Origin of the sequence: Pseudoflavonifractor sp. 60, from assembly GCF_009911645.1 — a bacterium.
In the GTDB taxonomy this organism is placed as follows: Bacteria; Bacillota; Clostridia; order Oscillospirales; family Oscillospiraceae; genus Lawsonibacter.
This window is the reverse complement of sequence record NZ_QWKI01000185.1, coordinates 1-16,463: the sequence shown is the minus strand read 5'-3', so window position 1 is coordinate 16,463 and position 16,463 is coordinate 1. Positions and strand designations below refer to the sequence as shown.

General features: G+C 55.5%; 16 protein-coding genes, 1 CRISPR repeat array and 1 riboswitch. Of the genes, 9 read left to right on the top strand and 7 right to left on the bottom strand.

Annotated features, from left to right (window positions below; translation table 11 throughout):
- The first annotated feature begins 224 nt into the window (after positions 1-224).
- Positions 225-593, top strand: coding sequence for a DUF6709 family protein (locus tag D1646_RS18850; RefSeq protein ID WP_160637949.1), 369 nt, complete (start codon positions 225-227; stop codon positions 591-593).
- Between the two features lie 36 nt (positions 594-629).
- On the opposite strand, the gene D1646_RS18845 is transcribed toward D1646_RS18850, so the two are convergent.
- Positions 630-1,631, bottom strand: a complete 1,002-nt coding sequence (locus D1646_RS18845) for a zinc ribbon domain-containing protein (protein WP_160637948.1) — start codon at positions 1,629-1,631, stop codon at positions 630-632.
- A gap of 416 nt (positions 1,632-2,047) precedes the next feature.
- Positions 2,048-3,787, bottom strand: a complete 1,740-nt coding sequence (locus tag D1646_RS18840) for a Na+/H+ antiporter NhaC family protein (RefSeq protein ID WP_160637947.1) — start codon at positions 3,785-3,787, stop codon at positions 2,048-2,050.
- A 115-nt stretch (positions 3,788-3,902) separates the two neighbouring features.
- Positions 3,903-4,072, bottom strand: a riboswitch (Lysine riboswitch).
- 121 nt (positions 4,073-4,193) lie between these two features.
- On the opposite strand from D1646_RS18840, the gene D1646_RS18835 reads away from it, so the two are divergent.
- On the top strand, positions 4,194-4,979 hold the full coding sequence (locus D1646_RS18835) for a hypothetical protein (protein ID WP_160637946.1): 786 nt from the start codon (positions 4,194-4,196) through the stop codon (positions 4,977-4,979).
- Positions 4,980-5,144: 165 nt separating this feature from the next.
- On the top strand, positions 5,145-5,783 hold the full coding sequence (locus D1646_RS18830) for a hypothetical protein (protein ID WP_160637945.1): 639 nt from the start codon (positions 5,145-5,147) through the stop codon (positions 5,781-5,783).
- 342 nt (positions 5,784-6,125) lie between these two features.
- On the opposite strand, the gene D1646_RS18825 is transcribed toward D1646_RS18830, so the two are convergent.
- Complete coding sequence (locus D1646_RS18825) at positions 6,126-6,464, bottom strand: helix-turn-helix transcriptional regulator (RefSeq protein ID WP_347565251.1); 339 nt, start codon at positions 6,462-6,464, stop codon at positions 6,126-6,128.
- Positions 6,465-6,582: 118 nt separating this feature from the next.
- On the opposite strand from D1646_RS18825, the gene D1646_RS18820 reads away from it, so the two are divergent.
- From D1646_RS18820 to D1646_RS18800, 5 genes are all read left to right on the top strand, one after another.
- Positions 6,583-6,759, top strand: a complete 177-nt coding sequence (locus D1646_RS18820; protein ID WP_160637943.1) for a hypothetical protein — start codon at positions 6,583-6,585, stop codon at positions 6,757-6,759.
- Complete coding sequence (locus D1646_RS18815; protein WP_160637942.1) at positions 6,707-7,066, top strand: hypothetical protein; 360 nt, start codon at positions 6,707-6,709, stop codon at positions 7,064-7,066. Before D1646_RS18820 ends, D1646_RS18815 begins: the two co-directional genes overlap by 53 nt.
- A 115-nt stretch (positions 7,067-7,181) precedes the next feature.
- Positions 7,182-8,294, top strand: a complete 1,113-nt coding sequence (locus D1646_RS18810; protein WP_160637950.1) for an ADP-ribosylglycohydrolase family protein — start codon at positions 7,182-7,184, stop codon at positions 8,292-8,294.
- Positions 8,295-8,311: 17 nt separating this feature from the next.
- Positions 8,312-9,556 carry a hypothetical protein gene (locus D1646_RS18805; protein WP_160637941.1) on the top strand — a complete coding sequence of 415 codons (1,245 nt, stop codon included), beginning with the start codon at positions 8,312-8,314 and terminating at the stop codon, positions 9,554-9,556.
- Positions 9,553-10,836 (top strand): McrC family protein, encoded by a 1,284-nt coding sequence (locus D1646_RS18800; protein WP_160637940.1) that lies wholly within the window; start codon positions 9,553-9,555, stop codon positions 10,834-10,836. The genes D1646_RS18805 and D1646_RS18800 overlap by 4 nt, the downstream gene beginning before the upstream one ends.
- A gap of 132 nt (positions 10,837-10,968) precedes the next feature.
- On the opposite strand, the gene yaaA is transcribed toward D1646_RS18800, so the two are convergent.
- The 3 genes from yaaA to D1646_RS18785 are packed head-to-tail and all read right to left on the bottom strand — an operon-like array spanning position 10,969 to position 12,592.
- Complete coding sequence (gene yaaA, locus D1646_RS18795) at positions 10,969-11,718, bottom strand: peroxide stress protein YaaA (protein ID WP_160637939.1); 750 nt, start codon at positions 11,716-11,718, stop codon at positions 10,969-10,971.
- Positions 11,719-11,730: 12 nt separating this feature from the next.
- The gene (locus tag D1646_RS18790) at positions 11,731-12,180 is read right to left on the bottom strand and encodes a SufBD protein (RefSeq protein ID WP_160637938.1); all 450 of its coding nucleotides are present in this window, start codon (positions 12,178-12,180) and stop codon (positions 11,731-11,733) included.
- Position 12,181: 1 nt separating this feature from the next.
- Positions 12,182-12,592: a peptide deformylase gene (locus D1646_RS18785; RefSeq protein ID WP_160637937.1), complete on the bottom strand. Its 411-nt coding sequence runs from the start codon at positions 12,590-12,592 to the stop codon at positions 12,182-12,184.
- Between the two features lie 664 nt (positions 12,593-13,256).
- On the opposite strand from D1646_RS18785, the gene D1646_RS18780 reads away from it, so the two are divergent.
- Positions 13,257-13,619, top strand: a complete 363-nt coding sequence (locus tag D1646_RS18780) for a hypothetical protein (RefSeq protein WP_160637936.1) — start codon at positions 13,257-13,259, stop codon at positions 13,617-13,619.
- Between the two features lie 404 nt (positions 13,620-14,023).
- Here D1646_RS18780 and D1646_RS18775 read toward each other — a convergent pair whose 3' ends face one another.
- On the bottom strand, positions 14,024-14,377 hold the full coding sequence (locus D1646_RS18775; RefSeq protein ID WP_160637935.1) for a hypothetical protein: 354 nt from the start codon (positions 14,375-14,377) through the stop codon (positions 14,024-14,026).
- Between the two features lie 104 nt (positions 14,378-14,481).
- Positions 14,482-16,463: direct repeats of the CRISPR family, unit length 19 nt; unit sequence ATTTCAATCCACGCCCCCC.

Sequence of the window (16,463 nt, the reverse complement as noted above, 5' to 3'; positions counted from 1 at the left end):
GCGGCCTGGCCCCTTTGAAAAGGGGCTCCGGCGAAGCCGGTGGGGATTGATTTGCTGGCACTGCTTCTACTTAAAATTTAAAATAGAAGATAGTCTGCCCAAAAACAATCTCCCGGTCCACGCTGCAAATTTTTCTTCTTGACGAATTGAAGGAACATTAACAGGAATCACTTGCGTTGATGCCGCCAGTGTGGTAACATGAGGAACACAAAGGAGGCGGTTTTATGAAATTCAAACCGGAAATCCCCGGCGCAGCTCTCCCCTCCCAGGACCTGGAGCGGGACTTTTCCCAGGCCCGGGCTGTGGGCAAGGTGCGCCTGGGCCAGCAGTGCCTGTTCCTCCCTAAGCTCTCCGGGACCTCCTACCTCCCTTACGCCAAAATCCTTCGGGCCTGGCTGCGTCAGGAGGAGGTGAAGGCCCGGATGTGCTGTGCCACTGCCAATTTTGACCAGTTCTACCTGGTGATGGCCTGTGCCGGCGGGCAGGAGCGCCGGTGGCACGTGACGGACAAGGCCGACGGGCAGCAGTGTCTGGACTTTATCTTGGAGAAAAATCCAGAGGTGAACATCGGATATATAAAACCCGGGGAATAGAGGAAAGAGGCCTCCCAGAGGAGACCTCTTTTGTGTTTACCAGATTTTGTCCTCGTAAGGGGTGTCCTCCACGCCTTGAGCCTGGAGCTTCGCCACCAGTCTGTCCAGCGGGCCCCGCCACAGCTTCTGGAACCCCTCGGTCTCGCCGAACCAACGCACCAGCGTGGGGCTCACCGTGTAGTACAGCCGCACGAAGGCCCGGCCATACCAGCTGGCCGCCAGGGTGTCGTCCCGGAACCGGCGCAGGGTCCACACCTGGGGGCAGTCGTAGGAGTGATACACCGCCGTGGCGACATAACAGCCACCATTCGATGGTGCAGTATTTATTTCTGGCGGCTGATAATCAGGTTCATATTTTTTTATCTTATCCGCATACCCCATTATTTCGCTTTTATTCAGTTCTTTGTTTGCAAAGTCTTTCATTAAACTCTTGTGAAAATTTATACCGTTTTTCCACGCTGTTACTGAAAATCCGTGAAGTGCTTCATGGCCATTAAATATGGATTCAATCTGGTTGCCAAGTGTGTAGTCGATATCTCTCGCAGCACAGCAGTTGTTAATCATCTCTTGTTGATACTTATCCCGAATGCTATAATCTATGCCAGCATAGTGACTCATAGCACCAGTGAACAGCATTTGGGCGATGACAGTACAGCGGACGGTGACTTCACCAACAGCCGCATCCTGTGCAGCTATATCCTCAACATAATTTTGAATCAACTTGAGAACAGTATCAATACAGTTGGAAACTGAAATAGCAGCCGACCGGATCTGTGCAATTTTACAGTTCATCGCCTTAAAATACACACTGTAAAAGGCTGCTTCCCAATTATTGGGGTCTTCAGGCAAAATCATTTCATAGTATTTCTGCGCATTCTCACTGTCATTGTCGTCTCTGGACCGCCGGGCAAGCTGATACAGATTTTCCAGCTTTTCCTTTGTGCTTCCCTGGACCGCCCCCGGTACCAGCGGATTTCCGCATTGAACACAAAATTGCGCTCCGTCTTCATTTTGCTTTCCGCATTTACTGCAAAACATCTCATTTCTCCTTTCGTCTTTTTAAGATAGTGGCCCCGGAGAAGGTCCCCGGGGCCGCCGGGAGAAAGCAAAAACACTGCGCAGGATAGGCCTGCACAGTGTGAAGGAGCATGAATCCACATACGACAAAACAAGCACAGAAGAAAACGATAAAATCCCCCTTTACAAACAGAGGCAAAATATCGTATAATACCTGTGCGGTGCGGTTGGTCCGTTGCGTAGGTGGGCAATCTTCACCTGTGCAGGCTTGCGGGTGTTGGTAGCGCCCGTAAGCTGCCGCATTTTTGTTTTCTGTGCTGATTATAACAAATCACGCCCCTCAATGCAAGAGCGGATTTCGACAACAAGGAAATTTCTTCAATTTTAAAAAACTGGCTGACCGCAATTCAGGTCAGCCAGTTTCTTTTTTGGGGAGCTCAGGCAATTTTCTTGTTCTTGGCCACAAACAGGAATCCAATCATCAGCACAATGCCGATGGGCAGGGAGATGATGCCTGGGGCTCCGGCGGTGACCAGCACACCGGCGATGAGGTAGGTGACGCCGGAGACCACCGCGCAGGAGATGGCGTAGGGCAGCTGGGTAGACACATGGTTCACGTGGTCGCACTGGGCGCCGGCGGAGGCCATAATGGTGGTGTCGGAGATGGGGGAGCAGTGGTCGCCGCAGACCGCCCCGGCCATACAGGCGGAGATGCAGATGATGGCCATGGGATTGCTCATCTCAAACACGTTCTGAACAATGGGGATCAAAATGCCGAAGGTGCCCCAGCTGGTGCCGGTGGCGAAGGCCAGGAAGCAGCCCACCACAAACACAATCACAGGCAGGAACATCTGAATGCCGGACACCGAGCGCACGAAGTCCCGGACGAAGTACTTGGCGCCCAGGGAGTCGGTCATACCCTTCAGGGACCAGGCGAAGGTGAGGATCAGGATAGCGGGAACCATGGCCTTAAAGCCCTCGGGGATGCAGCCCATCATCTCCTTGAAGGACATGGACTTGCGCAGGAAGTAGTAGATGAAAGCGAAGAGCAGGCCGAAGGCGGAGCCCAGCATCAGGCCCACCGAGGCGTCGGAGTCGGAGAAGGCGGTGACGAAGTCGGCCCCGGAGAAGAAGCCGCCGGAGTAGATCATGCCGATGACACAGGCGATGACCAGCACGAGAATGGGGAGCACCAGGTCCAGGACGGAGCCCTTGGACTCATCCACCTCGTCGTCCAGCATGGCGTAGGGGTTGGAGCCGGAGAACAGGTCCCCCTTCACCAGGGCGTTCTTCTCATGCCGGGCCATGGGGCCGAACTCGGCGCTGAACAGCACCATGCCCACCATCATCACAATGGTCAGCAGAGCATAGAAGTTGTAGGGGATGGCCCGGATGAACAGGTTCAGGCCCTGGCCGTCCTCGGCGAACCCGGCCACGGCGGCGGCCCAGGAGGAGATGGGGGCGATGATGCAGATGGGGGCGGCGGTGGCGTCAATGAGATAGGCCAGCTTGGCCCGGGACACGTTCTGCTTGTCGGTGATGGGCCGCATTACACTGCCTACGGTGAGACAGTTGAAGTAGTCGTCAATGAAAATCAGACAGCCCAGGAGCACGGTGGCCAGCTGGGCCCCGGTCCGGGACTTGATGTTCTCCTTGGCCCAGCGCCCAAAGGCGGCGGAGCCTCCGGCCTTGTTCATCAGGCAGACCATGGTGCCCAGGATGACCAGGAAAATGAGGATACCCACGTTGTAGCCGTCGGACAGGGAGGCCACAATGCCGTCGCTGAAGGCGTGGAGCACCGTCCCCTCAAAGGAGAAGTTGGAGTAGAGCAGGCCGCCCACCAGAATACCGATGAACAGGGAGGAGTACACCTCCTTGGTGATCAGGGCCAGGGCGATGGCAATTACCGGGGGGAGCAGGGACATGGGGGTGTTGTAGAAATTGCTGGGGGATGTGATGTAGCCTGTGTGCTCGCTGCCGGCGCAGGTCTCACAGGGGACGGCCTCGCCTTCGTCGGACAGGACCACGCCCAGGGTCCCGCAGTCCGGGCACTCAATGTACTTGGTGCCGCTGAACTCGGTGGGGTCGCCCCCGGCGGCAAAGGCGGTGCAGACCATGGTCAGAAGCAGCATCACAAGGACAACTGCCCGCATGGTCCATGCGCTTCGGTTTCTCATAAAAATTCCCTCCTATGTAATTTGGGGACACACAATCCCCTTCGCGCAAATAAAAAACCATACTGCGCAAAGCGCCGTATGGCAAAACCGGACATTCCCCGGCCTTTCCCGGGAAAGTCTGGATAGCGCTCCACTTCTCGTGACAGTCCACAGGATATTCTCCTATGGCCCAGGCGGGACGGCGCAGGCAAGCCCTTCCCTCCTTCGGCGGCGCACCCTCTCCCGCGGGACGGCTGCCTGGCCTTGTCCCGCGGTACGCATGAGCGCCGCGCCTCTATCCTACATGAAATTGCAGATATCCTATCACGGACTTGCAGAATTGTCAATGGCAAATTTAGGGAAAGTCTTGTTTTTTTCCTGCTTTTATGGTAAATTGTGTGTCATCCCTACACAAGGAGCGATCAATATGGCTTACACAGACCCATTCCTGGCCCGTGGGATTTCCATTTCTCCGGCTGACCAGGAAATTTTAAACCGCTGGCATGATACAACGCCCCCTCCAGAAGGCTGCGCGGTCCCCAAGCTTATGACCTTTGAGGAGGCGATGGACTACGACGGCTTTCTTGACGACTGCTTCCGGGGCTTTCCCGGCGGCGAGTCGGTCTTCTTCTGGGACACTGATGATATCTCCGCCGTGGTGGGCTACTACTATACTGGCCCGCTGAAGGGAACCGTCTACATGCTCCACGGTCCCACCGATATCTCCCCTGAATTTTTCTCCCTGGCCCGCTTCCGGGACTACTACTGCCGGGTCCTTCGGGACTTCACAGACCGGGGCGACCCCAACTTTGAGGATAAATTCTGGCACAACATCGACTTCAACGACAACCAGCCCATGACTCCGGAGGAGACAGCCCACTTCCATCAGGCCGCCCAGGAGCTGGTGCGCCTCTGGAAGGCGGAGGACCTGCGGGAGGATTGGTATGAGAATATGGGCTTCTGTGTCTGCGCCGTCCTGCCTGACTGCTTTGCCGGGGAGCTCATCCCCTTCCTCCATCCCAAGGAGGATGAATATGTGCTGGAGGTGCTGTGCCATAAGCTGGTAAGGGCGAAGTGCGTGGAGGCGCTCCCCGCTATGGAGGAGCTGGCCAAGGCGGAGGCGCGGGGCCTGCGCATCGGAGGCTGGAGTGACAGCCGCACTGCCCGCTGGGCCCTGGGGGAGCTGAGAAGGCTGCGGGAGTACGAAACATAGCCCACTGGGCCTGGCTGTACCACAGAATATACGGCCAAGAGAGGTAAATCACGGTTGAGAATGGGGGTTGCCTCCTGCACCAAAATTAAACCACCAGTTTAATGACAAACCGCTCCAAAGCCTGTATGATAGAGCCACAACGACAGAGCAAAGGAGTGGAACACCATGAACTTGAAAGACGCTTTTCGGGCCCAGAACAAGCTGCAAATCCTGATGGACCAGGCCGGCAGTATCCTCCAGGACCGGGACAATATTCTGAAGGTCACCACAACCCACCTGCGCAGCAAGGTCATGCCGGAGGCCCAGGACGCTGTGGTGGAGGACCCCGCCCCCAGTGAGTACGCCGAACACATCAATCAGGTGGCCGCTTTCCTGATGACCATGCTGGCGGAGCGGGAAAAGCTCAGTGCTGCGATCTGCGCCGCCAAGTCCAAGCTGCCCCTGGATATGGACAGCGAGACCGGCCTGAACCGTACCCGGCAGAGTCTGGCCGACACCTTCCGCCGGATGGCAGTTCAGCGCAACAGCGAGGTGGTGATCGCCAACGGCGGCAGCGGCTACCGGTTCAACGGCGAGGGCAATCAGGTGAGCTACCGCTGTGACGCCAAGCGGGTGACCACCATCAACTTTGACCGGAAGAAGATCCGGGGGATGGCCACCGAGCTGGGCCGCAAAGCTGATGAGGTGTCCGCCAGACTGGACCAGTGCCTAGTCAACACCGCTGTGGACTACACCCTCCCCTTTGAGATGAATGACAGCTTTGACACCATTCTGTCCGACTTTATCCAGAGAGAGACCGAGTAACGCGCCTCCCCGGGCGCGGCGGGCATGGTGGAATGGAGAGGCTGTGACGGCCGGTTCAGGTGCGGATGAATGATGACGCCGCACATCGCAAAGAACATATTGGAGAGTATTTGTAAAATACTGATGAGAACAAGAAACGACAGCCGCTTCTCTCCGCGTTCTGCGCAAATACGTAATTGCCCTCTTCTCCATACGCAAAATGAAAAAACGCCCTTACGCTTCTCCCTTCTGAAACTTGTTCCCCGGGCTTCGGCCCCTGGAACGATCTATAACAAGTCGCCAAGTTGGGCAGGTCCGGCGCTCCTTGGAGTGCTGTCCGGTCCGGACGCGGCGGATAAGGGTCTAAGCGGCTTTTAAATTTCGCCATGCCCCCTGCGCCCGGGAAGCAAAAGGATGAGCGGCAGGCTCCGGCCTGCCGCTCATAGTACAAGGATTGAGTTGAGGAGTGTTGGCCGCCACCAGGATGTCGTTCATGGGCACACCCAGCAGGGTACTCAGAGCATAGAGGTTGTCCACCGTGGGCAGGCTCTGGCCCCGCTGCCATTTGTAGATGGCCTGGGGCTCCTCAAAGCCGAAGAATTGCTGAAGGTCCCGGACGGACAGACCCCTGCTCAGCCTTAGCCGGCGGATGTTGGCCCCTGTGGCGGGAAGGTCGATGACAGGGAACGAGTTGAACAGCATGACAATCGCCTCCATTCTGACAATAGCATAGAATAGCAGGATGAGGCGGAAATGGCAAGACATTTTGTGGATCTGTAACAAAAACGTTAGAAAGCATTTGAAGAAAGGAGGGATTCCAATGGTGCGGTTGGTGCCGCTGAACAAGCGCAGCAAAAAGGCGCAGAAGGAGTACTATGCCAAAGGGCGGGGCTCCTGGTATGGGCTCAATCCGGTCACCCGCACTGTGCCCGGCGGGAAGGTGTATGACCGAAATCGAGTTAAACGAGCGGCTCACGGCACTCTGGGAGAAATCTGAGAAAGCGCCAGGCTGTCGGCGTCGGACTGGCCGCCGGTACCGCCGCAGGAAGGGACAGGAGAAGTCAGACCGCCGGCTGGCCATCATTCAGCTTTCCGGCTATGCGCCCAATCGGGGCTATGTGGACTGGGATTTTGAGGGCAGGACCCTTCTGCACACGGGCAAGTACATCAAATACCCCAAGAACAGCAAGTGTCAGCGCTGGCTGAAACGGGTGAGCAGTAAAAAGGTGCGCTCCTATCCAAGCCTTCCGCAGAAAGGAAACGGCTACCGCAAGGTGTTCGACTACAGGTGGTCGCTGTATTAAAATGCCGCTGTGTCATAGAACATATGACGCAGCGGTATTTTCTCTGTGCGGTTGTCATAAGGGGAGTTTTACAGTATAATGGAGCATATTACCGAAAGAAGGAGGGGCGCTGTTGATGAAGAAACTGGATCAATATCGGGGCTGTCTGATTGGGGGCGCAGCAGGGGATGCACTGGGATATGCGGTGGAGTTTCATAGCCACAGCGATATCATCTGCCAGTACGGGCCCCAGGGTATTACAGAGTACGAGCTGTGCGGCGGTGTGGCGGAGATCTCCGACGACACCCAGATGACCCTGTTTACTGCCACAGGACTGCTCACTGCTGCCGCCAGCGGCATGGCCCAGGGGATCATGGGCGGCTATCCCAGTGCGATCAACTACAGCTATGGGGACTGGTACCGGACCCAGACAGAGCGCTATCCTCTGGATGGGGAGCGCCATTACTCCTGGCTGGTCAACGTACCAGAGCTCTTTCACTGCCAGGCGCCAGGGAATACCTGCCTGTCCGCCATTGAGAGTCCCGCATTCGGAACGATCGAACAGCCTATCAACGACAGCAAGGGCTGCGGCGGAGTGATGCGGGTGGCTCCCATTGGTCTGTACTTTGACGGGACACTTTGCAGCTTGGAGGAGATTGACCGGATCGGGGCGGAAGCGGCGGCCCTCACCCACGGCCATCCTCTGGGCTACATTCCGGCTGCCGCGCTGGTGCATATCATTCACCTGCTGGTCCACAAGGGCAGGACGTTGAGGGATGCCGTTTCAGATATGCAGTGCTCTATCCGGCAGCAATTTGCCCAGACAGCATATGTACAGGATTTCCTTGAACAGATGGACCGGGCTGTGGCCCTCTCTCAGACGGATACCAGCGACCTGGAGGCCATCCAACAGCTGGGCGAGGGCTGGGTGGCGGAGGAGACCCTGGCCATTGCCGTCTACTGCGCGCTGAAATATGAGGACGACTTCGACCGGGCGCTGATCGCCTCCGTCAACCACAGCGGCGACAGCGACTCCACCGGCGCGGTGACTGGAAATATTCTGGGAGCTTACTTGGGTCTGGAGGGTATCCCCCGGAAATATCTGGATAACCTGGAACTGAGAGAGGTCATTCTGGAGGTCGCCGGCGACCTCTGTCGTGAATGCAGGATGACAGAGTATGGCGGGAGCTGCGATGGGGTCTGGGATGAGAAGTATGTCAAAATGACCTATAAGCCCTCCAAAAGGTGAATACCGGGGGTGAGAGCATGAAAATATTGGACCAGCTCCGGGCTTGTCTCAAGGATGTTCCCCTGGGAACCCGACTGAAACGTCAGGAGATTATTGACCGAATGGCCGCTGAATACGGCGCCAATCCAAACAGCATTCTCCCCAGCGATTACTGCTACAATATGACCAACAAGGGCAAGACCGGCAATGTAAACTTCTTTTTGCATCTGGAAGACGGCCTGTATGAGTATGTGGGGGAACATTACGTGGGCATGAGTATTGACGATGTCCTAAGCCGCTACAAGGCCGACTTCGGGCATTTCTGGAGCGAGGAGCGCTATAAGTGGGAGGCGGTCAAGCACTATAAGGAAATTTGGAATATCGCTGCGCCTGATTTCGGGGCTATGCTGGCGAATGCGCTCAGTAAGGCCGGAAATCTGCTGTCAGGCGGGATGTACTATCCCTATAAAATGATAACCCTATTTGCCCGGGAGGACCCGGAGACCGTGCGTTCTATGTTCCAACGGCTCTATGATGAGAGCCGGCCTCTGGCGGACCGGTACACGGCGTTTCGCGCCAGCTGCGACAAGTGCCTGGCCGCCTGTCGGAGAAATCAGGAGGGCCGTGACAAGGTGCTGAACCACTACCAGGATCTGCGGGCGATGTCGGTCTATCTGTCCTTTGAATATCCAGATACTTATTTTCTCTACAAATATAAGATGTATACCCAGTTCCGGGATCTGATTGGCTTTCAGGAGAAGAAGGGGAGAGCCAAATCAGAGATCTGGAAGCTGGAAAATTATAACCGCCTTTGCCAGGATGTTCTGGATATGATTCAAAAGGACGAGATACTGCTCCAAATGCAGAAAGACGCTCTGGACGACAGCTGCTGGCCTGACAGTGCCTGCCATCTTCTGACCCAAACTGTGATTTATGCTGGCAGCTTTATGGAACCCAACAGAGCTCCTCCGCCCGCCCTGCCCCCGGGCGGCGGCCCTGACATCCCGGAAAAAGCTGTTACAGATGTTGCAAAAAATACCATTTTATATGGGCCTCCCGGTACCGGAAAGACCTACCGCACGGTGTCCTATGCGGTGGCCGTGATTGAGAACAAGCCGCTTGCGTCCGTGCAGGCGGAGCGCTACAGCGATGTACTGGCCCGCTACCACGAATACAAGGCCGCTGGCCTGATTGAGTTTACCACCTTTATGAGATTAACCGGGCCGCCTTTGATAACATTGAGGCCTACCGTTCTATCTGACAGAATTCAGGGTGTACGATGAAGCGACTTTATCAAATCACGGAATATGGCTCCTTTATATCAGGCCGGGCGCTGGACGGCTTTATTGCGCTGCCTGAGCGGACCTTCGCCGGACTGGAGAATTTTATTCTGTCCAACCGGAAAGCGGACGCCGACGCACTGGACTTGATGGGAATCTCGGTGAAAAAAGGGGTCGGCAAGGTTATCACGGCAAAGAACTATGTGGGCGTTATCACGATGAAAGACGGGACCAACATTGAGATCCTGCCCAAGCTGTACTCCACCCAGGACTGTGACGCGGCGCAGGCTAAGCGGGTCCTGCTTGAGATGCTGAAAGCCTTGGGGAAGGAACCCTTCAAATCCCTTCAGACCGCCAGGGTGGACATAGGTCGAATGAGCGTTTTTGAGATATTTGTCCGGATGTTTATCAGCGAGGTATTTGCCATTGTGAAGCATGGACTGAAATGTGATTACCGGCTGATGGAGGAAAACAGCGCCGTTTTTAAGGGAAAACTGGTGTTCTCAGAGCACATCCGGCGTAACGGTGTTCACAGGGAGCGCTCCTATGTGGCCTTTGACGAGTTTGATCCCGACCGCCCGGAGAACAGACTGATTAAGTCCGCGCTGCTTGATCTGTACCGGCAGACTGCGTCCGCTAAAAACAAAATGGACCTGAGGACGCTGCTCAATGCCTTTGAGGCGGTCTCGCTTTCTGACAACTATGATCGGGATTTTTCCAGGATCAAACCGGACCGCAATATGGCGGATTATCGCACTGCACTTCTGTGGTGCAGGGTGTTTCTGGCGGGAAAAAGCTTTACCGCGTTCTCTGGCTCAGAGGTGGCGCAGGCACTGCTGTTTCCCATGGAGACACTTTTTGAGCACTACATCGCGTCGATGGTGAAGCAGAAGCTGCCAGCCCAGAAATTCTATGTCTCAATACAGGACAAGTCTCACCATTTGTTCAACCACCCCTCTAAGCAATTTCTGCTGAAGCCTGATATCGTTGTGACCCGCAGGGAGGATGGCGCAGTTTTGATCTGTGATACCAAATGGAAGCTCCTGTCCAAAATGAAAGCAAATTATGGAATCTCCCAGGCAGATATGTATCAGATGTATGCGTATCAAAAGAGGTACCGTGCGAAGTCGGTTGTGCTTCTGTATCCGCTGTGTGCCGGGTTTTCCAATGGGAGTATCCCGGATTTTGAGTCTGACGATGGGGTCAGTGTAAAAGTCAGGCTGATCAATTTGTTGGATGTTCAAAACAGTATTCATTGTATGCTCCGGGAGGAAATACCATAGTATCATGTTTGTCCGGCTCCTTTACCTCTCGTGTTGATGGAGCCAGGCGCCAACGCGGCTGATCTTTTGGCCTATCTCAAAGAGCGTAAATCAAAAAACAGCCTCCCACATACATTGTGGGAGGCGCCGCTTTTAGGGGGCTGTTTTGAGGAATACCTTATGTCCCCCTGTTGACAGGGAGGGCTGGAACTGGTAATCCAGCTGGTCAAAGACCTGGATATCAGCGGCGTCTGTGATGTTGTGTTCCGCCAGCCAGCGCACCATCTGTCCCCGGGCCATCTTGCACTGGGTTCCCTTCTCAATGACCTTGCCGTCCTTCCACTCTCCGAACGTGCAGGTGATAAACTGGACAGATTCGGGAAGATGGGGCTCCACCGACTTGCTGTACTCCTTGGAGGCCAGATTCAGCACCAAGCTTGTTTCCGAGGCCAGCTGCCGGGCAAGGCGGTCTCCCCAGAACTGGTACAGGTTCCGGCAGCCGTTCACCGGCAGTCTGGCCTGCATCTCCAGCCGGTAGGGTGTCACGCCATCGAAGGGGCGCAGCAGACCGTAGAAACCGGAGAGGATGCGCAGATGCGCCCGGAGGTAGTTCAGGTGGGCCGTCTCCATCACGCCGGGCGCCATGTAGCGGTACTGGATGCCCTCATAGGCCATGACCGCCGGGGTGAGATTGCGGTGCAGGTCCATTTGTTCCAGCCGTTCTATGTTCAGCCTGGCGATGGAGTCGCTGCACTTCCATAGGGCTTGCAGCTCCTTGGGGGACATACCTTGGAGGGTTGCTTTCAGCCCTTCCGTCTGTTCCAGAAACTGGGGCAGGCCGTCCGCGGCAAAGCTGTCTGTATCGGTTACCATTTTCTTCGCCGGGGCGATGATGATGCGCATGAGCGGCTCCTCCTAATGCTCCAATCCGTTTATTTTTCCCAGCGCCGCCATAATGTCCTTTAGGACCAGGGGCCGCATACTGTCCGGATAATGGCTTAAATCGGCCTGCTCCAACGCTGCCCGGATGCGTGGGATCAGCTCAGGCCTTGCTTTCGCAATCTCTGGAAGTGCCGCCACACATTGGCGGGCCGTAATGGGTTTTATATCGGTGACATGGGACAGAAATTCATCCAGCAGGGCGTCAAATTTCCCTTCCCTGTCCCAGTGAGCATTGGCTGCAAGGATGGAAATGGCCCGGTTGCGGACCAGGGAGTTTTTATGCTGTAAAAGTGGGGCAAAGCGGTCAAAACAGGGATACCAGATTTGGGAAGTTCTGCTCTCTTCCGTGATTTGCCGGGCAAAGGCATAGGCGTCCTTGGCGTCTTTTCCGGTCAGACGGGCAATACAGGCGTCGAAGTCCATATCAAATCAGAACCCCCTCGCAGTGGTCGATCTCGTGCTGGATGATCTGCGCTGTCCAGCCGGTGAAGGTCTTAAAACGGGTCTGAAATTGCTCGTTCTGGTACTGTATTTTGATAGATTTCCAGCGCTTGGCTTTCCGTGTGCCGGCGAGGGAGAGACAGCCCTCCTCCGCCTCGTAGGGTCCGGATTTCTTGATGATCTCCGGGTTAAACATCACCATGTACTTGCCCTCGTTGTCAAATACGATGATCCGTTTGTTGATGCCGATCATGTTGGCCGCCATGCCCACACAGCCGGTTTTGTGGGCGGTCAGGGTGTCCAGCAGGTCCTGAGCAACATTTAAGTCATCCAGTGTTGCAGGCTCTGCTTTTTGTGCGAGAAGGGTTTCGTCCTTCATAATGTCTCGAACCATGGGTATTACGCCTCCAATGTATCCTTCCCACAGCGGGAAATTTGTGGTATACTTAATAAAATAGCACAAATGAGGTAAAAAGGCAAATTGTACTGAGGATGGCAGACGGTTGGGGAGAATGAATCTGAAAGGATAACCCTTACTGATTTAGGGAAATCGCCCCATAAAAGCCGCCACATTATGAGGAACCGTGATGCGGCGGCTTTTTAACTGTATCATTGTCATAAGGCCTTTTTAGCGCTATAATGGATTCGACAGGAGGTGTTTTCCATTGGCTGCCACATACAGGTCATGGTCTGAACGAAGTGGTTCGCAAGGTCCTTGCAGAATATGACGTGGGGCTGATCCCCTATAAGTCTGCCTTCCGTATCCTGAAGCACTGTGCAAAAAGCGTACATTTGGTGTGACAGAAACAAGTATGAAGTCGTAGCTTGTCTATATGACCGCTGCGGTGGTGACAGCGCTGTGGAGATGCGCTGGAGCTTACTTTTTGCAACAGAACGGGGCCTAAGGGACCGGAATGCCCAAAATTATGAGGGAGGACTGCGAACGGAAACCCGAAATTGGTTTTATCAGCAACGCATTCAAGATCACACTGTTGGGGATCAGCCAATCCACATCCAGCCACTGTTTACAATGATTATGATAAAGCGAGGAATATAAAATGAAGGATTTTGAAATCGTAGATCTGCTGCCGCTGCACAGGCAAATGACACTCGTTATCTTCCGTGATCCAGGTACCCGCAAGTGTGAGGTGCAAATTCTGCCTGTATCGCTGGAAACAACGGAGCTCGAAGCCTTACAGGGGATGCTTAAAATCCCCGTCGAGTCCGAAACGGGCACGACAACTGTTTCTGTTGAGGTAGATGAAGCACTGAGCCGTGGGATTTTGGATTGGTGCGGGGCCAGGAGTATTACATCGGAACAGCTGGTGCGGGCGTTTATCTACTTTTGTAGGGAGTCAGAAAACATCGATGTGCTGAGAGGGTGGATACGTCAGGAGATTGCTCGGGAGAACATCGATTAAAAAACTTCCCTCTGTCTCCAGAGAGGAGAGGATATAGCCATTATAGAGCGGGTCGAGACTGAAGAGCGGCCGATGCTGATTTGGAACAGAAGTACCACCGCAAAGCCGGGGTTAGCGGCAGGGATGCAGAAGAATAGCGCCGTGTCCGCAGCCGAAAGATAACTCAATGATTTTTGGGAATTTTGTGTTAGATCTATTGACAAAGCTGTCCCAGCGGTGCTATAAGAACAGCGATTCCCAGAAGGGTATGATTGGCTTTTTCAGAGGCCGTATCATACCCTTTTTTGTTGTTTTGTGGGAAAGAGCAAATATTTGAAAGGGGATCACAAACCCATGAGAAAAGAAACTGCACGTGATTTCTGCGTCCGATGTATTGATCACATCCTTCGCCGCAGTACGGATTCCTACATCGAGAACCCCGCCGTCCTGTTCGTCCAAAAAGCCAAAAACGGCGATTTCGATACCTTGCTGATAAGGAGTACAACACTCTGCTGGCCGAGATTGAGACGCTTGCGAAGCTCTTTAACAACCGTCCCCGCCGGACTGCCGGAAGCCTCCTGCTGGATATCATGAATAATGCGCCGACAGCCAATTATGCCTTGAGGGACGACCGTGCAAACCTGTTCACCTGCCTGCTGACTGATCCGGCTGGCTGCAAAATACCGCCGCTGTCCGAAAGCACCCTGAAGGCCATTGAGAACTTCAAGTATGACCTTACGGAAGAGATACTGGTGGACATTGACGGCAGATTCGACCACATCTTCAATGAAGCCGTTACCGATGTAATCAAAGACTCGCCTCGGACAAATTCCCTGAAGTGGCGCCCCCTGCCGCCAAGCCAGCAGCCGACGGCACTTTTCGTATTTCAATCCACGCCCCCCGCGAGGGGGGCGACTGGTCTCCATTTGGACGATTTGCAGATTAAGTCCCTTTTCAATCCACGCCCCCCGCGAGGGGGGCGACGTCATACTCTCCGGTCTCTTCGTCCAGCATGGCGTCTTTTCAATCCACGCCCCCCGCGAGGGGGGCGACGCTCTCACATATTGAGTCAATTAGATTGGGGAATGATTTCAATCCACGCCCCCCGCGAGGGGGGCGACGGTCTGGTGGTGACGGGCGTATGGAACGAGACGTTATTTCAATCCACGCCCCCCGTGAGGGGGGCGACGGGATTGTGGCCGTTGATTGGCTAAAAATCAAAACAATTTCAATCCACGCCCCCCGCGAGGGGGGCGACCCGTTACCACATGCCGCCCGGGCATGGAGAGGATATTTCAATCCACGCCCCCCGCGAGGGGGGCGACAAAATCGGCATGGGCCGAACATTTTCCATATTGATTTCAATCCACGCCCCCCGCGAGGGGGGCGACGACACCGTCCGGGCCAGGGCCAGGGACCTGGAGCGATTTCAATCCACGCCCCCCGCGAGGGGGGCGACATGAGCTTCTGGCTGACGTGGTGGATGAAATCTATATTTCAATCCACACCCCCCGCGAGGGGGGCGACGTCTCTGTCTCTTTACGAGCTCCTTGCCCTCAAAATTTCAATCCACGCCCCCCGCGAGGGGGGCGACAGTCAATTAGATGGGGGAGAAGGAGGAGAAGGAATTTCAATCCACGCCCCCCGCGAGGGGGGCGACTTTAGGCCGTCTACAATACTACTGCCGATAGAGAGATTTCAATCCACGCCCCCCGCGAGGGGGGCGACACCCCATAGCACCAGCGATTGGAGCAACATATTTATTTCAATCCACGCCCCCCGCGAGGGGGGCGACAGTTTGTTCGCCACCATGTCGCAGCCCTTCTTGGTCAATTTCAATCCACGCCCCCCGCGAGGGGGGCGACAGGGCGGAGTTTATGTACCGCTTGTGCTTGCCCGAATTTCAATCCACGCCCCCCGCGAGGGGGGCGACCTCCGTGATTTCTCGTTTTTGCCCGCAGTACAGCGATTTCAATCCACGCCCCCCGCGAGGGGGGCGACAGTCCAATTCCGGCAATTACGCAGACCAATAACCATTTCAATCCACGCCCCCCGCGAGGGGGGCGACGGAGAAAACCGGTTCAGCCTGCGGCACAGAGACTATTTCAATCCACGCCCCCCGCGAGGGGGGCGACATCAACCGTACAGCGCTATGAAAAGGGGACCATTATTTCAATCCACGCCCCCCGCGAGGGGGGCGACGTCCATCGCCCAGCACGCCAGATGCGGGGCCAGATTTCAATCCACGCCCCCCGCGAGGGGGGCGACGGTGGCCTACAGCCGGGAATACCTCAAAAATAACGAATTTCAATCCACGCCCCCCGCGAGGGGGGCGACCCATATTCCCAGACCACAGGTCCAGGATCACGGGATTTCAATCCACGCCCCCCGCGAGGGGGGCGACTGTGATTTTCACCAATGTCTCCCGGCTTTGCAAAATTTCAATCCACGCCCCCCGCGAGGGGGGCGACTTTCGCCCTGCTGTACGAGGTCAACGGTGACCAATTTCAATCCACGCCCCCCGCGAGGGGGGCGACGGACATAACCCTGTCCAATACCCTGAAGGCCCAGATTTCAATCCACGCCCCCCGCGAGGGGGGCGACTTTTGATTGCTGGATATTCCAACGGGCCGGAAAACGATTTCAATCCACGCCCCCCGCGAGGGGGGCGACACCCGCCACCACCATACCGGCGGCGGAGTAAGGAGATTTCAATCCACGCCCCCCCGCGAGGGGGGCGACTTTTGATTGCTGGATATTCCAACGGGCCGGAAAACGATTTCAATCCACGCCCCCCGCGAGGGGGGCGACACCCGCCACCACCATACCGGCGGCGGAGTAAGGAGATTTCAATCCACGCCCCCC